General features: G+C 72.8%; 16 protein-coding genes. 9 read left to right on the forward strand and 7 right to left on the reverse strand.

Going from position 1 to position 17,604, the window contains the following annotated elements; translation table 11 throughout:
- Window positions 1-100 precede the first annotated feature (100 nt).
- The 4 genes from recA (at window position 101) to rny (ending at window position 5,115) form a co-directional block, all read left to right on the forward strand.
- A complete protein-coding gene (gene recA, locus AC5L34_RS11940; RefSeq protein WP_089001435.1) occupies window positions 101-1,147 on the forward strand; it encodes a recombinase RecA in 1,047 nt (348 codons plus the stop codon).
- 14 nt (window positions 1,148-1,161) lie between these two features.
- Complete coding sequence (locus AC5L34_RS11945; protein WP_494824856.1) at window positions 1,162-1,857, forward strand: regulatory protein RecX; 696 nt, start codon at window positions 1,162-1,164, stop codon at window positions 1,855-1,857.
- A 63-nt stretch (window positions 1,858-1,920) separates the two neighbouring features.
- Entirely contained in the window at window positions 1,921-2,631 is a 711-nt protein-coding gene (locus AC5L34_RS11950) for a 3-keto-5-aminohexanoate cleavage protein (RefSeq protein WP_441175269.1), read from the forward strand.
- 717 nt (window positions 2,632-3,348) lie between these two features.
- Complete coding sequence (gene rny / locus AC5L34_RS11955) at window positions 3,349-5,115, forward strand: ribonuclease Y (RefSeq protein WP_441175268.1); 1,767 nt, start codon at window positions 3,349-3,351, stop codon at window positions 5,113-5,115.
- 60 nt (window positions 5,116-5,175) lie between these two features.
- Here rny and AC5L34_RS11960 read toward each other — a convergent pair whose 3' ends face one another.
- The 4 genes from AC5L34_RS11960 to AC5L34_RS11975 are packed head-to-tail and all read right to left on the reverse strand — an operon-like array spanning window position 5,176 to window position 8,578.
- A complete protein-coding gene (locus AC5L34_RS11960) occupies window positions 5,176-6,141 on the reverse strand; it encodes an amino acid ABC transporter permease (protein WP_494824857.1) in 966 nt (321 codons plus the stop codon).
- On the reverse strand, window positions 6,138-6,845 hold the full coding sequence (locus AC5L34_RS11965) for an amino acid ABC transporter permease (protein WP_494824859.1): 708 nt from the start codon (window positions 6,843-6,845) through the stop codon (window positions 6,138-6,140). Before AC5L34_RS11965 ends, AC5L34_RS11960 begins: the two co-directional genes overlap by 4 nt.
- A gap of 41 nt (window positions 6,846-6,886) precedes the next feature.
- A complete protein-coding gene (locus AC5L34_RS11970; protein ID WP_089001429.1) occupies window positions 6,887-7,765 on the reverse strand; it encodes a glutamate ABC transporter substrate-binding protein in 879 nt (292 codons plus the stop codon).
- Between the two features lie 57 nt (window positions 7,766-7,822).
- Window positions 7,823-8,578 carry an amino acid ABC transporter ATP-binding protein gene (locus AC5L34_RS11975; protein ID WP_089001428.1) on the reverse strand — a complete coding sequence of 252 codons (756 nt, stop codon included), beginning with the start codon at window positions 8,576-8,578 and terminating at the stop codon, window positions 7,823-7,825.
- Window positions 8,579-8,762: 184 nt separating this feature from the next.
- Here AC5L34_RS11975 and selD point away from each other — a divergent pair, with 184 nt between their 5' ends.
- The gene (selD, locus tag AC5L34_RS11980) at window positions 8,763-9,758 is read left to right on the forward strand and encodes a selenide, water dikinase SelD (RefSeq protein ID WP_435871725.1); all 996 of its coding nucleotides are present in this window, start codon (window positions 8,763-8,765) and stop codon (window positions 9,756-9,758) included.
- A 309-nt stretch (window positions 9,759-10,067) separates the two neighbouring features.
- A complete protein-coding gene (locus AC5L34_RS11985) occupies window positions 10,068-10,547 on the forward strand; it encodes a hypothetical protein (RefSeq protein WP_441175265.1) in 480 nt (159 codons plus the stop codon).
- A gap of 47 nt (window positions 10,548-10,594) precedes the next feature.
- Here the strand turns inward: AC5L34_RS11985 and AC5L34_RS11990 are convergent, their stop codons facing one another.
- Complete coding sequence (locus tag AC5L34_RS11990; protein WP_089001425.1) at window positions 10,595-10,825, reverse strand: DUF2277 family protein; 231 nt, start codon at window positions 10,823-10,825, stop codon at window positions 10,595-10,597.
- A 52-nt stretch (window positions 10,826-10,877) separates the two neighbouring features.
- Here AC5L34_RS11990 and miaB point away from each other — a divergent pair, with 52 nt between their 5' ends.
- Complete coding sequence (miaB, locus tag AC5L34_RS11995; RefSeq protein WP_441175263.1) at window positions 10,878-12,392, forward strand: tRNA (N6-isopentenyl adenosine(37)-C2)-methylthiotransferase MiaB; 1,515 nt, start codon at window positions 10,878-10,880, stop codon at window positions 12,390-12,392.
- Between the two features lie 79 nt (window positions 12,393-12,471).
- Here the strand turns inward: miaB and AC5L34_RS12000 are convergent, their stop codons facing one another.
- On the reverse strand, window positions 12,472-14,067 hold the full coding sequence (locus AC5L34_RS12000) for a cellulase family glycosylhydrolase (protein WP_441175262.1): 1,596 nt from the start codon (window positions 14,065-14,067) through the stop codon (window positions 12,472-12,474).
- A 418-nt stretch (window positions 14,068-14,485) separates the two neighbouring features.
- Window positions 14,486-15,694, reverse strand: a complete 1,209-nt coding sequence (locus AC5L34_RS12005) for a DUF349 domain-containing protein (RefSeq protein ID WP_101414689.1) — start codon at window positions 15,692-15,694, stop codon at window positions 14,486-14,488.
- 264 nt (window positions 15,695-15,958) lie between these two features.
- Between AC5L34_RS12005 and AC5L34_RS12010 the strand changes: the two genes are divergently transcribed.
- Together AC5L34_RS12010 and miaA are read left to right on the forward strand one after the other, a co-directional pair.
- Complete coding sequence (locus AC5L34_RS12010; protein ID WP_494824861.1) at window positions 15,959-16,678, forward strand: class III extradiol ring-cleavage dioxygenase family protein; 720 nt, start codon at window positions 15,959-15,961, stop codon at window positions 16,676-16,678.
- Window positions 16,675-17,601 carry a tRNA (adenosine(37)-N6)-dimethylallyltransferase MiaA gene (gene miaA / locus AC5L34_RS12015; RefSeq protein WP_441175260.1) on the forward strand — a complete coding sequence of 309 codons (927 nt, stop codon included), beginning with the start codon at window positions 16,675-16,677 and terminating at the stop codon, window positions 17,599-17,601. The genes AC5L34_RS12010 and miaA overlap by 4 nt, the downstream gene beginning before the upstream one ends.
- Window positions 17,602-17,604: the final 3 nt, after the last annotated feature.

Raw genomic sequence — 17,604 nt, forward strand, 5'->3', positions numbered from 1 at the left:
CTCACGGCCGGTCGGCTGGTTTTCTGTCGGACCCAGCGCCTAGCGTGTCCGCGTGACGCGAAGCTCAGGAAAGACGCCGGCGAAGGCAGGGGTGGCAAACATGGCCGCAGGGCCCGATCGGGAGAAGGCACTCGACCTTGCTCTCGCTCAGATCGACAAGCAGTTCGGCAAGGGTTCGGTGATGCGGCTCGGAGAGCGGCCGGTCGTCCAGACCTCGGTGATTCCGACGGGTTCGATCGCGCTCGACGTGGCGCTCGGCGTGGGCGGTCTGCCCCGGGGTCGGGTCGTCGAGATCTACGGCCCGGAGTCCAGCGGTAAGACCACGGTGGCGCTGCACGCGGTGGCCAACGCCCAGCGGGCCGGCGGCATCGCCGCCTTCGTCGACGCCGAGCACGCGCTCGACCCGGAATACGCCAAGGCCCTCGGCGTCGACACCGACGCCCTGCTGGTCTCCCAACCCGACACGGGCGAGCAGGCGCTGGAGATCACGGACATGCTGGTCCGCTCCGGCGCGATCGACATCATCGTCATCGACTCGGTGGCCGCGCTGGTGCCGCGCGCCGAGATCGAGGGCGAGATGGGCGACAGCCACGTGGGTCTCCAGGCCCGGCTGATGAGCCAGGCGCTGCGGAAGATCACCGGTGTGCTCAACAACACCGGCACCACGGCGATCTTCATCAACCAGCTCCGCGAGAAGATCGGCGTGATGTTCGGCAGCCCCGAGACCACCACGGGTGGTCGGGCGCTGAAGTTCTACGCCTCGGTCCGGCTCGACGTGCGCCGCATCGAGAGCCTCAAGGACGGCACCGACGTGGTCGGCAACCGCACCCGGGTCAAGGTCGTGAAGAACAAGGTCGCCGCGCCGTTCAAGCAGGCCGAGTTCGACATCATGTACGGCAAGGGCATCTCCCGCGAGGGCTCGCTGATCGACGTCGGCGTCGAGCAGGCGATCATCCGCAAGTCCGGCGCCTGGTACACCTACGACGGCGACCAGCTGGGCCAGGGCAAGGAGAAGGCCCGCGAGTTCCTCCGGGAGAACCCGGACGTGGCCGCCGAGATCGAGAAGAAGATCCTGGAGAAGCTCGGCGTCGGGGTCGGCGCGGGTGACGCCGCCGGCGGCCCGGAGCTGCCGCCGGTCGACTTCTGACCGGTCCCTGACCTGTGGCAGGAAGACGCGCCCGCACCGGGCGGGGCTGGGATGCCAGTCCCGCCCGCGCGGGTGACGACGACACGCCCCGGCCCCGCCGGGCCCGGCGCGGCCGGACCGGCGACACCGACCCCGAGGCGCCCCCGACCCCGCCGCGCGACGAGGCCGAGCTGGCACGGGAGATCTGCCTGCGCCAGCTCGCCGTCCGACCCCGCACCCGGGCCGAGTTGGCCGGGGCGCTGGCGAAGCGGGGCGTCTCCGACGAGGTCTCGGCGGAGGTGCTCGACCGCTACGACGAGGTCGGCATCATCGACGACGCCGCGTTCGCCCGGGCCTGGGTGGCCAGCCGGCACTCCGGCCGGGGCCTGGCCCGCCGGGCGCTGGCCAACGAGCTGCGCCAGCGCGGGGTGGACGGCGAGGTCGCGAGCGAGGCCCTCGGCGAGCTGGACGAGGAGACCGAGGCCGAGACCGCCCGCGTCCTGGTCGAGCGGAAGCTGCGCACCGCCCGGGGCGAGCCGGACGCCGTCTTCCGGCGGCTGGTGGCCATGCTGGCCCGCAAGGGCTACCCGCCGGGCGTGGCGATCCGGGCGGTGAAGGACGCGCTCGCCGCACAGAGCGCCGAGGCGGCCGACTTCGCCGAGCAGATCGACGCCGACGCGCTCGCCGACGCCGAGGGCGAGCTGGACCGCGACAGCCGCCCCCTCGGTTGAGCGGGGCGGCGGGCGTGTGGTGCCGAGCCCGCTGAGCCCGGCGACGGCGGAGGGGAGACTTCGATGCTGAAGGCGTGTCTCAACGGGGCCCGCACCCGTGCCGAGCACCCGGCGGTGCCGGTCACCCCGGCGGAGCTGGCGGCCGACGCGGCCCGTTGCGCCGGCCTCGGCGCCGACGCGGTCCACGTGCACCCCCGGGACGCCGACGGCCGGGAGTCCCTGCACCCGTCGGTGATCGCCGCCGCGCTGGAGGCGATCCGGGCCGCCCGGCCGGGGCTGCCCGTCGGGGTGAGCACGGGGGCCTGGATCGAGCCGGAGCCGGCCGCCCGGGTGGCCGCCGTCCGGGCCTGGACGGCGCTGCCCGACTTCGCCTCGGTCAACGCGCACGAGCCGGGCGCGGAGGCGGTGGCGCAGGCGCTGCACGAGCGGGGCGTCATGGTCGAGGCGGGGCTCTGGACGCTGGACGCCGTCGCCGCGTACGCGCGGTGGCGGGTGCCGGCCGGGCGGATCCTGATCGAGTGCATGGCCGAGGACCCGGCCGTGGCGCTGGCGGACGCCGCCGCGATGCTGGCGGCGCTGCCTTCCGCGCCCGGGGGTCCGCGGGTCCTGCTGCACGCCGAGGGGCCGGCGACCTGGTCGGTGCTGACCGAGGCGGTACGCCGGGGCCTGCACAGCCGCGTCGGGCTCGAGGACACGCTGTCGCTGCCCGACGGCTCGACCGCCCCCGACAACGCCGCCCTGGTGACGGCGGCCCTGACGGCGGGTGCCCGCTGACCCCTTCCAGCCGGCTCGGCGCCGTGAGGTGAGGGGCGGGGACCGGTGGGTGTGTCGGCGCGGATACGTGCGTCACAGTCCGTCACAGGGGCCTCGGCGGGTGCGGACGCGGCCGCGCCCGGCTGAGCTGGGCCGACGTGCCGCGCGAGCTGACCGGCTGCCGTTTTGTCCGCCCGTGTCCGGGCGTGCATCAGCGTTGCGTGACGCGGCAACTTCTCTCCGTTCGGGGGGTTTGATCATGAGTTCTTGACCGGAGCACCCCGGGAGACCTAGCCTCGCCATACAGGCTCACATTGCCCGACCAAGCGCAGGCTAAGCGCACAACATAGATCGCGTAACGGAACAGCATCACTTTGACCGATCCGATCGGTCATCGGCGACAGCTCGGACTGGCCGGTCCGACGCTGGCGCGACAACTGCACCCGGCCGTCGGCGATGCTCCCGTGCGGGCACCGTCGACGGAAGCTACCCCACGGCCAGTCGCTCCGGTCGGGCGTCCACAGCCGCAGGGTGCGTGCCCATCGGCACGGTCGCTGCGGTCCCGACGTTCAGGGGAGGCGGCCATGGCGAGGCGGCGCAGTTGCATCGGGGTGCCGACATGAGCGGGCCGGTCGCCGGGCAGGAGCCCGGGCCCGTCGGGGCACTCCGAGCGCCTCGGCCTTCCGGGCCGCTTCGCGGCCCTTCCGCTTCAGCCGCGTCGCGGGACGGGGCGCCGGCATGAGCGGGTTCGACGTCGTGATCCTGGCCGTGGTGCTGGTCCTGACCGTGGTCGTGCTCGGGGCGGTGCTGCTCGGCGTACGGGCGCTGCGCCGCTTCGGTGCGGCGCCGGCACCGGAGGATCCCGCCTTCATCGCCGAGAAGGACCGGCAGGAGCAGTCCCTCGCGGCCCTGCGTACCGCCGCCGACGAGGCCAACAGCACGATCGACGTGGCGAAGTCCGCCGCCGCGGCGGCGCGCGCCGAGGCCGCCGCCGCGAAGGCCGAGGCCAAGGCGGCCCGGGCGGAGGCGCGCCGGGTGCTCGACGACGCCCGGGCGGAGGCCGACACCGTCCTGGAACGGGCCCACAAGCAGGCCGAGGCCGACGCGGAGCAGCTGCGGGCCACCGCCCGCCGCAGCGGCGAGCGGGAGGTCGCGGTGCTCGCCGCCACCACCCGGGAGCAGGCCGCCGAGGTGGAGCGGCGGGCCGCCCGGATGGACGAGCGCGAGCGGCTGCACACCGAGGAGGTGGAGCGCCTCGCCGAGCGGGAACGGCAGCTCACCGCCGCCAGCGCGGCCCTGTCGGCCCGGGAGGCCGCGCTCGCCGAGCGCGAGGCCGAGCTCGCCGAGGCGGAGGAGCAGCGGCGCCGCGAGCTGGAGCGGATCGCCGGCCTGACCGCCGACGCGGCCCGGGCCGAGCTGATCGAGGCGATCGAGGTCCAGGCCAAGCGGGAGGCCGCGCTGCTGGTCCGCGACATCGAGTCCGACGCGCGCGGCACCGCCGAGCAGCGCGCCCGGCACATCGTCGTCGACGCCATCCAGCGGGTCGCCAGCGAGCAGACCGCGGAGAGCGTGGTCAGCGTCCTGCACCTGCCCGGCGACGAGATGAAGGGGCGGATCATCGGTCGCGAGGGCCGCAACATCCGCGCCTTCGAGTCGGTCACCGGCGTCAACCTGATCATCGACGACACCCCCGAGGCGGTGCTGCTCTCCTGTTTCGACCCGGTGCGCCGGGAGGTCGGCCGGCTGACGCTGGAGAAGCTGGTCCTGGACGGGCGGATCCACCCGCACCGCATCGAGGAGGTCTACGACCAGGCCCGCCACGAGGTCGACCAGCTGTGCCAGCGGGCCGCCGAGGACGCCCTGGTCGAGGTCGGGATCACCGAGATCCACCCGGAGCTCGTCACCCTGCTGGGGCGGTTGCGCTACCGGACGTCGTACGGGCAGAACGTGCTCAAGCACCTGGTGGAGACCGCGCACATCGCCGGCATCATGGCCGCCGAGCTGCGGCTCGACGTGCCGATCATCAAGCGTTCGGCGTTCCTGCACGACATCGGCAAGGCGCTCACGCACGAGGTGGAGGGCAGCCACGCCATCATCGGCGCCGACCTGGCCCGCAAGTACGGCGAGAGCGAGGACGTCGTCCACGCCATCGAGGCGCACCACAACGAGGTGCCGCCGCAGACCATCGAGGCCGTCCTGACCCAGGCGTCCGACGCCTGCTCCGGCGGCCGGCCGGGGGCTCGGCGGGAGAGCCTGGAGGCGTACGTCAAGCGGCTGGAGCGGATCGAGGAGATCGCGGCCGGCAAGCTCGGCGTGGAGAAGGTCTTCGCCATGCAGGCCGGCCGGGAGATCCGGGTGATGGTCAAGCCGGACGACGTGGACGACATCGGCGCCGCCGTGCTGGCCCGGGACGTGGCCAAGCAGATCGAGGAGGAGCTGACCTATCCGGGTCAGATCCGGGTCACCGTGGTCCGCGAGTCCCGGGTGACCGAGATCGCCCGCTGACGGCGTCGACACGAAGGGCCGGCCCGATCATCGGGCCGGCCCTTCGTCGTCAGGTGTGGATCAGGCGCGGCCGGTGCCCTCCGCCTGCGCGCTGAGCGCGGCTGGGGGCGGGTTCTGGGCCGGGGTGCCGGCGGTCTTGCGGCCCCGGGAGAGCCGGCGCTGCACGTACTGGGCCAGCTTCGACAGCGCGTAGTTCACCACGATGAACATGACCGCGATCACGACGTAGACCTGGATCGGGTTGTCCAGTACGCCGATGATCTGCTTGCCGATGTTCAGGGTCTCCTCGTAGCTGATGATGAAGCCGAGCGAGGTGTCCTTGAGCACCACGACGAGCTGGCTGATCAGCGCCGGCAGCATGATCCGGAACGCCTGCGGCAGCAGGATCATCCGGGTGGTCTGCGCCGGGGAGAGCCCGATCGCGGCTGCGGCCTCGGCCTGCCCGCCGGGCAGGCCCTCCATGCCGGAGCGGAGGATCTCGGCGATCACCACGGAGTTGTAGATGGTCAGGCCGATGACCAGGTACCACAGCGTGTCGAACGAGACGCCGAACTCGGGGAAGCCCCGGGCCACGAAGAAGATCGTGATGACCACGGGCAGGCCCCGGAAGACCTCGACGCAGACCCGGGTGACCGCCGACAGCAGCGTGCTCAGCCCGCGCAGCAGGTACGACAGCGGCGTGGCGAGCCCGGTGAACCGGCGCCGGGTCAGGCTCTTGAGCTGGATCCGCAGCACCGCGAGCAGGGTGCCGACCACCAGCGAGGAGACGATCGCCAGCGCGGCGGCGGTCAGGGTGTTCTTGAAGCCGAGGCCGATGCGGTCCCACACCAGCGAGAAGTTCTCGTTGGAGGGGTCGATCAGCGGCCCCCACAGCTCCATCGAGAACTGGCCTTTGTCGTCCAGCGGACGGTAGATCAGGAAGTACGCGGCGACGAGCAGCAGCACCGTCGCCACCACGCTGCCGATCAGCGTGAGCCGGCGCTGCCGGGGGCCGGGGACGTCGTAGAGCACGCTCTGCTGGCTCATCGGGCCACCGCCTGCCGCTTCTCGATCCGGTCGAGGAGCGCACCGAGGGGGACGGTCATGATCAGGTATCCGATCGAGATGCCGATGGCGACGGGGACGAAGGCGTAGCCCTCGGCCGAGGTGAGCTGGTCGGCGGTCTGCGAGAGGTCGCCGACGACGCCGAAGAAGCCGACCAGGGCCGAGTTCTTGATCATCGCGATGATCACCGAGCCGAGCGGCACCACCGAGGCCTTCCAGGACTGCGGCAGGACCACGTACCGCAGGTTCTGCCCGAAGGTCAGCCCCAGCGACCGGGCGGCCTCCGCCTGACCGGCGGGCACGGCGTTCACCCCGGAGCGCAGCGCCTCGCAGACGAACGCGGCGGTGTAGAGCACCAGCGCGACCAGCGCGAAGCGGAAGTACGGCAGATCCGTGCCGAGCCGGCTGAACAACGAGTCGAGCACCGGGATCCGCAGGAAGTCGGCGTTGGAGCCGAGCGCCGGCAGGCCGAACGCGGCGAAGAACATCACCACGGTCAGCGGCATGTTGCGGAAGACGTTGACGTAGCCGGTACCGACCGCGCGCAGCGGCGGCACCGGGGAGATCCGCAGCACCGCCAGGACGGCGCCCAGGATCAGGGCGCCGACCGCGGCGAGTACGCAGATCTGGAGGGTGAGCCAGAAACCACCCGCGAAGACGTCGAACTTGTCGATGAGCACACTCACGGGCCGGTCTTCCTCCCCACCCTCCAGATCAACGGATCAGATCAGTAGCGGTTGACGGTCGGCGCGGAACCCAGCTCGGCACCGAACTTGCCGGCGGTGTCGTCCCAGGCCTTCTTCCAGCTGCCGTCGGCGAACGCCTTCTCCAGCGTGTCGTTGACGAAGTTGCGGAAGTCGGTGTCCTCCTTCTTCACCCCGAGGCCGTACGGCTCCTTGGTGAAGTTCTCGCCGGCCAGCTTGAACGACGCCTCGTCCTTGGCGATGTAGCCGAGCAGGATCACGTTGTCCGTGGTGACGGCGTCGACCTGGCCGCCCTTGAGGGCGTCGCGGCACTTGTCGTAGGTGTCGAAGAGCACCAGCTGGGTGGCGACGTCCTTGACGTACTTCTTGATCTCCTCGGCCGGCGTGGAGCCGGTGACCGAGCAGACCTTCTTGGCGCCGTCCTTGAACGAGTCCGGCCCGGTGATGGTGGTGTCGTCCTTCTTCACCATGATGTTCTGGCCGGCCTCGTAGTAGGGCCCGGCGAACGCGATGCGCTCCTTGCGCTTGTCGTTGATCGTGTAGGTGGCGGCGACCAGGTCGACGGTGCCGTTCACGATCACGTCCTCGCGGACCTTCGAGGGGGCCTCGACCCACTCGATCTTGTCCTCGGGGATGCCCAGCTCCTTGACGATGATCTTCGCGACCTCGACGTCGAAGCCCTCCGGCTTGCCCGAGAGGCCCTTCTGGCCGAAGCCGGGCTGGTCGAACTTGGTGCCGATCTTGATGGCCTGGGCCTTGTTCAGGCGCTCCATCGTGCTGCCGGCGGCGAAGGACTTGCTGCCGGCGCCGGTGCCCTCGTCGGCGTCGTCGCCACCGCAGGCGGTCATGCCGAGCGCCAGGGTGGCGGCCGCCGCGAGCGCCGCTACGCGCGTGATACGCATGTTGATCTCCTTTGTGGACGGAACCGCCGGGGGACGGCGCGCTCCAGGTACGGACGCCTAGTGCGTGAGGATCTTGGAGAGGAAGTCCTTGGCCCGCTCGCTGCGCGGGTTGGCGAAGAACTCGGCCGGCGGCGCGTCCTCGACCAGCTGGCCGTCGGCCATGAAGATGACGCGGTTCGCCGCGTGCCGGGCGAAGCCCATCTCGTGGGTGACCACGACCATGGTCATGCCCTCGCTGGCCAGGGACGTCATCACGTCCAGCACCTCGCCGACCATCTCCGGGTCCAGCGCGCTGGTCGGCTCGTCGAAGAGCATCGCCTTGGGCTGCATGGCCAGCGCCCGGGCGATCGCCACCCGCTGCTGCTGGCCGCCGGAGAGCTGGGCCGGGAACTTGTCGGCCTGGTTGGCGATGCCCACCCGGTCGAGCAGGGCCAGGCCGCGCTCGCGAGCCGCCGCCGGCTTCTCCTTGCGGACCTTGACCGGCCCGAGGGTGACGTTCTCGAGGATCGTCTTGTGCGCGAAGAGGTTGAACGACTGGAACACCATGCCGACCTCGCTGCGCAGCTTCGCCAGCGCCTTGCCTTCGGCCGGCAGCGGCTGCCCGTCGAAGGTGATCGTGCCGGAGTTGATCGGTTCGAGGCGGTTGATCGTGCGGCACAGCGTCGACTTGCCGGAGCCCGACGGGCCGATCACGACGACCACCTCGCCGCGCCCGACCGACAGCGAGACGTCGTCCAGCACGTGCAGCGGCCCGAACCACTTGTTGACCGAGTCCAGCACGATGAGCGGTTCGCCCGTCGTCACGTCGTTCACCGTCCCTGTCGTCGCGCGGGGTCGGACGACCCCCGGTTGGGCAACTGTAGGCGGGGGGATGTGGCGGTACGCAACTCAGTTGGTCACGGAGCGATAACACCAGTTCGGATGAGGGTCAAGAGTCCGATTTTGACCGCGCCGCGGCCCGCCTGCGATGGCGGGGGAGGGGCGGCCCGGAGATCATGTGGGGATGACGGAACCGGTACGGCTGACCCGGTACGCCCGGGGTGGCGGCTGCGCGTGCAAGATCCCCCCGGGTGAGCTGGAGGCCATGGTCGCCGGGCTCGGCCCGGCCACCGGCACCGCCGAGCTGCTCGTCGGGCTCGACCACGGCGACGACGCCGCGGTGGTCCGGCTCGACGAGCGCACGGGCCTGGTCACCACCGCCGACTTCTTCACCCCGGTCGTCGACGACGCGTACGACTGGGGGCGCATCGCCGCGACCAACGCCCTCTCGGACGTGTACGCCATGGGCGGGACCCCCCTCGTCGCGCTGAACCTGCTCTGCTGGCCGCGCGACGTGCTGCCGCTGGAGCTGGCCCGGGAGGTGCTGCGCGGCGGGCAGGACGTGGCCCGCGACGCCGGCTGCCACCTCGCCGGCGGGCACAGCGTCGACGATGAGGGCCCCAAGTACGGCCTGGCCGTCACCGGGGTGGTCCGGCCGGAGGAGCTGATCACCCTGGACGCGGGCCGTGCGGGTCTGCCGCTGTCGCTGACCAAGCCGCTCGGCGTTGGGGTGCTCAACACCCGGCACAAGGCCACCGGCGAGAGCTTCCCCGAGGCGGTCGCGGCGATGACGACGCTCAACCGGGACGCGGCACGCGCGGCGGTGGCGGCCGGCGTGCGCTGCGGCACCGACGTGACGGGCTTCGGCCTGCTCGGGCACGCGTCCAAGCTGGCCCGGGCGAGCCGGCTGACGGTGGCGATCGACGCGGCCCGGGTGCCCTACCTGGCCGGCGCCCGGGAGGCGGTGCGCGACGGGCACGTCAGCGGCGGCAGCCGGCGCAACCTGGAGTGGGTCACGCCGTGGACCGACTTCGGCCGGGTGGCCGAGGAGGACCGGCTGCTGCTGGCCGACGCGCAGACCTCGGGCGGCCTGCTGGTCGCCGGCGAGCTGCCGGGCGCCACCGTGGTCGGCGAGCTGCTGCCGCCTGGGGAGCACCGCGTGGTCGTGCGCTGAGGACGGCCCCGCCCGGCTCCTGGCGGCGGCTTCGGCAACCGGATGACGCCCGCCCGTGTCGTCGGCTGCGGGGCGGTCTTCGGGGCCGGGGCGGAAGGATCTCTTCCGCCGGCGTGTGGCGTACGGAGCGGGCCACCGTACCCGATAAACTGTCACCTTCCCGCTACTCCGAGCAATGGCGCTCGAGGAAATTTTGCCCGGAATGGTCACAGACCGGTAACTTGCCCCCGGCTGAGGTCATATGCCCCCCACCATCGTCAGTAAGGCCCGATCCGGAGGCCGGTGGGACGAGCACAGCGAGGAGGCGGCATGACCGAGCTGTGGAACTGGAGAATCGAGCAGGTGCGGCCGGTGGAGGTCTACCCGGCACTGGCCGAGGCGCTCGGCCGGGTGGTGATGCCCCTGGCGGCGGCGGACCCCACCCGCCTGCCGACGTACGCGGTGATCTGCGACGTCTGGCAGGCGCCGGGCGAGTTCGCCACGATCGTGGACTGCTACGGGGTGCCCGAACGGCTCTCCGAGCACGGCAGCGTCGCCGCGCTGGCGCGGCTGCTGGACCGCAACTGCCTGCTGCGCGACGACACGCTCGACGCCGGGCGGCACCTGCTCGTCGCGCCCGACGGCACGATCCGGCCGGTGCACTTCGACGTCCGGGAGACCGACGACGGCGAACTGCTCACCAACCAGCGCCTGTGCACCGAGGCGGATCCCCGCTGTCGCGGCTGGTCGCAGTGCCACCGCTCGCGCTGGGCGCCGGACTCGGTGCTCCCGGCGCTCGCCGCCGCCTGACCCGCCGGTTGCCGTGGTGCCAGCAAGGCCCGGGGCCCGGCGGCGGGTCAGCTCGCCGGGCCGGCGGAGCGGCCGCCGCGTACCTCCAACTGGGCGAGCAGGGTCGCGGTGGCCGACGCGACCGCGGCGACCGCCGCGTCGAAGGCGGCGGCGTTGTGGGCGGCTGGCTTGCGGAAACCCGAGATCTTGCGGACGTACTGCAACGCCGCGGCGTCCACGTCGGCCGGGGTCACCTCCTCGGTGTACGGCTCACGCAGGGTCTTGATGCTCCGGCACACGGCTCCTCCTCGTTCGGGTTGGTCGGCGGGCGGCGGATACGCTGTCGGGGTCATGACTACCGCAGCGGCGAGCAGCCCGCGCACCTATCAGGTGCGCACCTACGGCTGCCAGATGAACGTGCACGACTCCGAGCGCATTTCCGGCCTGCTGGAGGGCGCGGGCTACGTGCGCGCCGCCGAGGCCGACGACAACCCGGACGTGGTGGTGTTCAACACCTGCGCCGTCCGGGAGAACGCCGACAACCGGCTCTACGGCAACCTCGGTCACCTGCGCCCCGTCAAGGCCAAGCACCCGCAGATGCAGATCGCCGTGGGCGGCTGTCTCGCCCAGAAGGACCGGGGCGAGATCGTCCGCAAGGCGCCCTGGGTCGACGTGGTGTTCGGCACGCACAACATCGGGTCGCTGCCGGTGCTGCTGGAACGGGCCCGGCACAACGCGGCGGCCGAGGTGGAGATCCTCGAGTCCCTCGACGTCTTCCCCTCGACGCTGCCCACCCGGCGCGAGTCCACGTACGCGGGCTGGGTGTCGATTTCCGTCGGCTGCAACAACACCTGCACGTTCTGCATCGTGCCCTCCCTGCGGGGCAAGGAGAAGGACCGCCGCCCCGGCGACATCCTCTCCGAGGTCCGCGCGCTCGTCGACGAGGGCGTGCTGGAGGTGACCCTGCTCGGGCAGAACGTCAACTCCTACGGCGTCGAGTTCGGCGACCGGCTGGCCTTCGGCAAGCTGCTGCGCGCCTGCGGCGACGTCGAGGGGCTGGAGCGGGTGCGGTTCACCAGCCCGCACCCGAAGGACTTCACCGACGACGTGATCGCCGCGATGGCCGAGACCCCCAACGTCTGTCACTCGCTGCACATGCCGCTGCAGTCCGGCTCCGACGACGTGCTGCGGGCCATGCGCCGCTCCTACCGGGCCGAGCGTTACCTGGGCATCATCTCGAAGGTCCGGGCGGCGATGCCGGACGCGGCGATCACCACCGACATCATCGTCGGCTTCCCCGGCGAGACCGAGGCCGACTTCGAGCGCACCCTCGACGTGGTCCGCGAGGCCCGCTTCTCGTCGGCGTTCACCTTCCAGTACTCCAAGCGCCCCGGCACGCCGGCCGCCACGATGGACGGCCAACTGCCCAAGCAGGTCGTGCAGGAGCGCTACGAGCGGCTGATCGCCTGCGTCGAGGAGATCACCTGGGCGGAGAACAGGAAGCTCGTGGGGGAGACCGTCGAGGTGCTGGTCGCTGTCGGCGAGGGGCGCAAGGACGAGCGCACGGGCCGGATGTCCGGCCGCGCCCGCGACGGCCGCCTGGTCCACTTCGCCACCGGCGCGAACGGCCAGCGTGGCGACGCCGGGCTGATCCGTCCCGGCGACGTCGTGCACACCACCGTCACCTACGCCGCCCCGCACCACCTCAACGCCGACGGCGAGCCGCTGTCGCACCGGCGCACCCGGGCCGGCGACGCGGCCGAGGCGGGACGCGCCCCGCGTACGCCCGGGGTGCTGCTCGGGTTGCCGACGATCGGCGCGCCGGCCGCGTCGCCCGCGCCGACGACCGGCTGCGCCGCGCACTGACCCGCGACCGGCCGGGACCCGCCCGCGCGGGCCCCGGCCGGAGCGTCAGCGGCCGCCGTCCGGGCGACCGGAGGTGGAATCAGCAGGCGGCGCCGTTGAGCTTGACCGTGCCGGGCGCGGCGGACGAGCCGTTGGCGGTGAAGCCGACGGTCACCGAGGCGCCCGGTGCCAGCGCCCCCGCCCAGGTCGGGGCCGCCGCCGTCACCGTGGTGCCGGACTGGGTCACCGTGGCGTTCCAGCCGCTGGCCAGGCTCACTCCGGTCGGCCAACTCCAGGTGACCTGCCACGGGTTGACCGTCGCGGTGCCGGTGTTCGTCACCGTCAGCTCGCCCTGGAAGCCGCCCTGCCAGGCGTTGACCTGCCGGTACGCGGCCGTGCAGCCCCCGGTCGGCGACGGCGTCGAGGTCGGCGTCGCCGTCGGCGTCGGGCCGCCCCCGCCGCCGACCGGCGGGATCAGGTACGGCTGGAGGATGGCCTGCTTGGTGGTGTTGATGCTGGTCCAGTCGTCGAGCGCGATGCCGCCGGTGTCACCCGAGTTCGGGTTCCACGACCAGTACGTGAACGACATCCCGTCGAGCCCGGTGCCGGTGTAGGCCATCAGCTTCTCCAGCCACACCCGGTCCCGGGGATCGGCCAGGGTGCTGCCGAACTCGCCCATCATGATCGGCGCGATGTTCTGCTTGTGCAGGTAACCCCAGTACTTGTCCCAGATGCCCGGCAGGTTGTCCGGGAAGTCGGGGGACTTGAACCAGTTCTGCTCGAAGACCGAGGTGGCGTACTCGTGCGGCGAGTAGACCAGCCGGTTCGGCACGTCGAGCCGGACGGGGAAGTCCTTGGCCTTCGTCAGGTTGCCGCCCCACCAGCCGCAGTCCTCGTCGTTGCTCGGGTCGTTGTCCCAGACGTTGGAGAGGCCGCCGCTGGGGCAGCTCACCCCCTCCACGAAGATCAGCCAGTTCGGCTGCACCGACAGGATCGCGTTGCCGGCCCGCTCGGCGGCCAGCCGCCAGTCCCGGGCCGGATCGCCGCAGCCCCAGCACGCGCCGGTGGCCGCCGGGTTGGTGCCCTCGGCGTGCGGCTCGTTGTGCAGGTCCGCCCCGATCACGGTGGTGTTGCCCGCGTACCGCTGGGCGAGCATCTTCCAGTCGTTGATCCAGGTCGCCTCGGAGACCGTCGGGGTGTACCACAGCGGGGACTGGCCGGCCGACGTCGGCCGGTGCCGGTCCAGGATGACCCGCATCCCCTTGCCGCCGGCGTACCCGATGACCTTGTCGAGGATCTGCAACGGGGAGAGCCCGACCAGGTCCGGGTTGACGAAGTCGTTGATGCCGCTGGCCGTGGCGCCCGGCTTCAACGCGTCGTTCGAGTACGGCACGCGCAGCGTGTTGTAGCCGAGACTGGCCATCTTGTCGATCTGGCCCCGCCAGGGGTTGGTGGACCACAGCCCGTGGAAGGTCTTGTTGTCGGTCTCCATGCCGAACCAGTTGATGCCGGTGATGCGTACCGTCGCGCCGGTGCTGTCGACGATCCTGTTGCCGTTGGTGTGCAGGTAGCCGGTGCCGGTGCCGGCGGGGGCGGCGACGGCCGGGGCGGTGCTGACGGCGGCGGCGACGAGGACGCCGGCCGCGGCGGTGGCGAGCGCGGTGATCGCGCCGCCGAGGGCGCTGCGTCGGTGCATGCGAGCTCCACTTCGAACTGCCCGCCGCCGCCTGGGCGGCGCGGGCGGGAACCGGGCGACGTCCGTCGGGCTGCCCTCAGCGGTACGCGGACAGGGCGCGACGGGACGTGCCACGTGGGATACGGCCGCTCGCGGGACCACCGGCGTCCCCCGACGACGCGGCGTGCGCCGTCGGCGCCCTCGCGCCGGTGCCGGACCTGGCTCCGCCGCTCATTCTGATCAGCCCGCCTCGATGCGTCAACCGCCCCGTCCCCGGGCGGACGGGCGACCACCGTGGCCGCACCCGCTGCCCGGGCAGTGGGCCGGACAGGCGGAAGCCCCGGTCCGTGGTGGACCGGGGCTTCCGTGGCGACTCGGTGCGTGGCGCTCGCCGGGCGCCCGGGCGCGAGGGCGGCGATCGCCAGCCGGGGCGTACGGCTCAGCCGGCCTGCTCGGCGAGCTGGAGGAACTGCCGCTTCGAGGCCAGCGCCTGCTCGGCTTCCTTGACCCGCCGGGCGTCCCCGGCCGCCTGGGCCCGGGCCAGCCGCTCCTCGGCCTCGGCGACCTGCGCCCGCATCTGGGCGAGCAGGGGGTTGTCCTCCTTGGTGGTGCGCCGCCACGCGGAGTCCATCACCTCGCGGACCTTCTCGTCGACCGCGCGCAGCCGGCGCTCCAGCCCGGCCGCCGCCTCGCGGGGCACCCGACCGGCCTCGTGCCACTGGGCCTGGATCTCGCGCAGCTTGGCCTGTGCGCCCTTCGGGTCGCCGTCGACGTCCAGCGCCTCGGCCTCGGCGAGCAGCGCCTGCTTGCGCTCCAGGTTGCCGCGCTGCTCGTTGTCGCGGGCGGAGAAGACCTCGCTGCGCCGGGTGAAGAACTCGTCCTGCGCGCCCCGGAACCGTTCCCAGAGCTTCTGCTCCGCCTCCTTGGAGGCCCGCGGCGCGGCCTTCCACTGGTTCATCAGTTCCTTGAGCTGGTTGGCGGTGGCCGCCCAGTCGGTGGAGTCCTTGAGCTTCTCGGCCTCGGCGACCAGCTCCTCCTTGACCGTCTGCGCCTGCTTGCGCTGCGCGTCGAGGGAGGCGAAGTGGGCGCCCCGGCGGCGGGTGAAGCCGTCCCGCGCGGCGGCGAAGCGCTTCCACAGCTCGCCGTCGGTCTTCTTGTCGACCCCGCGGATGGTCTTCCACTCGTCGAGGATCTCCTTGAGCCGGTCCCCGGCGGTCTTCCAGCCGGTCGACTCGGCGGCGAGCTTCTCCGCCTCCTCCACGAGGGCCTGCTTGCGCGCGAGCGCCTCGCCACGGGCGGCCTCCCGGGCGGCCTTGGCCTCGCCGGCCTTCTCCTCGGCGACCGTGGCGAGCCGGTCCAGCCGGGCCGCCAGCGCGTCGATGTCGCCGACGACGTGCGCCTCGGCCAGCGACGCGCGGATCCGCCGGATGGTGGTCAGTGAATGGCCGGCGTCCGCGGCACCCGAGTTGAGCCGGGCCTCCGTCAGGTTGACCTCGGTCACCAGGTCGTCGAAGCGGCGGGCGAAGTGGGCCAGCCCCTCCTCGGGCGCTCCCGCCTGCCAGGATCCGACCACCCGCTCGCCGTCGGCGGTCTTGACGTACACGGTGCCGTCCGCGTCCACCCGTCCGAAGGCAGTCCAGTCGCTCATGTGCCCATCCTCGTTCTCCCGGCGTCGGGGAGCAGTCCCGCGATCGCCGCCACGGCGCAGCAAAGTTTCCCTCGGCATTGTCACAGGTGCGACCCCGTTCCCGTCGAGCGCCTATCGCCGACCGTGACCATACGGTGTCCTACCGCCCGCGGACGGGCTCCCTGGGGGGAGTGTCGCAATCCGCCGTGCGGCCTTTGCGACGTGCCGGGCGTTCCCGGGGCGGGTGCGGGGTGGTGGGCGCCGTCGTGCCGATACCGTTGCCTGGTGCCCCTGGTCGCCGCCGCCGTCTGCCCCCATCCGCCGCTGATCGTCCCCGAGTTGGCGGGCGCCGCCGCGCCCGAGCTGGACGAGCTCCGTGCCGCCTGCGACGCCGCGGTCGCCGGGCTGCTCGCCGCCGACCCCGAGGTGGTCGTCCTCGTCGGCGGCGGGCCGGAGACCACCCGCTTCAACGCGGCCGACCACGGCTCGCTGCGGTCGTACGGCCTCGACCGGCAGGTGCGGCTGTGGAAGGTGAACTGCGCCGGCGGCGAGCGGCTGCCGCTGAGCCTGACCATCGGCGCGTGGCTGCTCGGGCGCTCCCGCACCGAGCTGCCCCGGCTGGCCCGGTCCGTCGCGGCCGACGCCTCCCCGGCGCAGTGCGCCGAGCTGGGTGCGGCGCTCGGCGCGGCGACGCAACCGCGCACCGCGCTGCTGGTGACGGGGGACGGGTCGGCCTGCCGGGGCCCGAAGTCGCCCGGCTACGACGATCCGCGCGCCGAGGCGTACGACGACGCGGTCGCCCGCGCCCTGGCCGACGCGGACGCCGAGGCCCTGCTCGACCTGGACCCGGTCCTGTCGGGGCAGCTGAAGGTCGCCGGGCGCGCGCCCTGGCAGGTGCTGGCCGGCGCGGTCCGCGCGACCGGCGGCGACTGGCGCGGCGAGCTGCGCCACTACTCGGCGCCCTACGGCGTCGCCTACCTCGTCTCCTCCTGGGCGCCGGCGTGACCGCCCGCCCGCCCGCCGGGACGGTCGTCGCCGTGGTCGGGCCGACGGCGGCCGGCAAGTCGGCGCTGAGCATCGCGCTCGCGCACGCCCTCGACGGCGAGGTCGTCAACGCCGACTCGATGCAGCTCTACCGGGGCATGGACATCGGCACCGCCAAACTCACCCCGGCCGAGCGCGAGGGGGTGCCGCACCACCTGCTGGACATCTGGGACGTCACCGAGCCGGCGAGCGTCGCGGAGTACCAGCGGCTGGCCCGCGCCGCCGTCGACGACGTCCTGGCCCGGGGCCGGGTGCCGCTGCTGGTCGGCGGCTCCGGGCTCTACGTGCGGGCGGTGCTGGAGCGCTTCGAGTTCCCCGGCACCGACCCGGCGGTGCGCGAGCGGCTGGAACGGGAACTCGCCGAGGTCGGCCCCGCGCCCCTGTACGCCCGGCTGCGCGAGGCCGACCCGGCCGCCGCGACGGGGATCCTGCCCGGCAACGGCCGGCGGATCGTGCGGGCCCTGGAGGTCATCGAGCTGACCGGGGCGCCGTTCACGGCCGCGCTGCCCGAACCCACCCCGTACTACCCGTCCGTGCAGCTCGGGGTGGACCTGGACACCGCGCTGCTGGACGAGCGGATCGCCCTGCGGGTGGACCGGATGTGGGCCGACGGGCTGGTCGCCGAGACCCGGGACCTCGTCGGGCGGGGCCTGCCCGAGGGGCGTACGGCCAGCCGCGCGCTCGGCTACCAGCAGGTGCTGCGTCTCCTGGCCGGGGAGCTGACGGAGGCCGGGGCGCACGACGAGACCGTGCGGGCCACCCGGCGCTTCGTGCGGCGGCAGCGCTCCTGGTTCCGGCGCGACCCGCGGATCCACTGGCTGGACTCGGCCGCGCCGGACCTGGTCCCCGCCGCCCTGCGCCTGCTGCCCGCCGGTGCGGGATGATGG

This window comes from Micromonospora sp. ZG13, assembly GCF_059359355.1.

Bases quoted from the DNA above. Each gene is read 5' to 3' on its own strand.
- recA (WP_089001435.1), top strand. From the start codon at position 101: ATGGCCGCAGGGCCCGATCGGGAGAAGGCACTCGACCTTGCTCTCGCT.
- AC5L34_RS11950 (WP_441175269.1), top strand. From the start codon at position 1,921: ATGCTGAAGGCGTGTCTCAACGGGGCCCGCACCCGTGCCGAGCACCCG.
- rny (WP_441175268.1), top strand. From the start codon at position 3,349: ATGAGCGGGTTCGACGTCGTGATCCTGGCCGTGGTGCTGGTCCTGACC.
- AC5L34_RS11960 (WP_494824857.1), bottom strand. From the start codon at position 6,141: ATGAGCCAGCAGAGCGTGCTCTACGACGTCCCCGGCCCCCGGCAGCGC.
- AC5L34_RS11970 (WP_089001429.1), bottom strand. From the start codon at position 7,765: ATGCGTATCACGCGCGTAGCGGCGCTCGCGGCGGCCGCCACCCTGGCG.
- AC5L34_RS11985 (WP_441175265.1), top strand. From the start codon at position 10,068: ATGACCGAGCTGTGGAACTGGAGAATCGAGCAGGTGCGGCCGGTGGAG.
- miaB (WP_441175263.1), top strand. From the start codon at position 10,878: ATGACTACCGCAGCGGCGAGCAGCCCGCGCACCTATCAGGTGCGCACC.
- AC5L34_RS12000 (WP_441175262.1), bottom strand. From the start codon at position 14,067: ATGCACCGACGCAGCGCCCTCGGCGGCGCGATCACCGCGCTCGCCACC.
- AC5L34_RS12005 (WP_101414689.1), bottom strand. From the start codon at position 15,694: ATGAGCGACTGGACTGCCTTCGGACGGGTGGACGCGGACGGCACCGTG.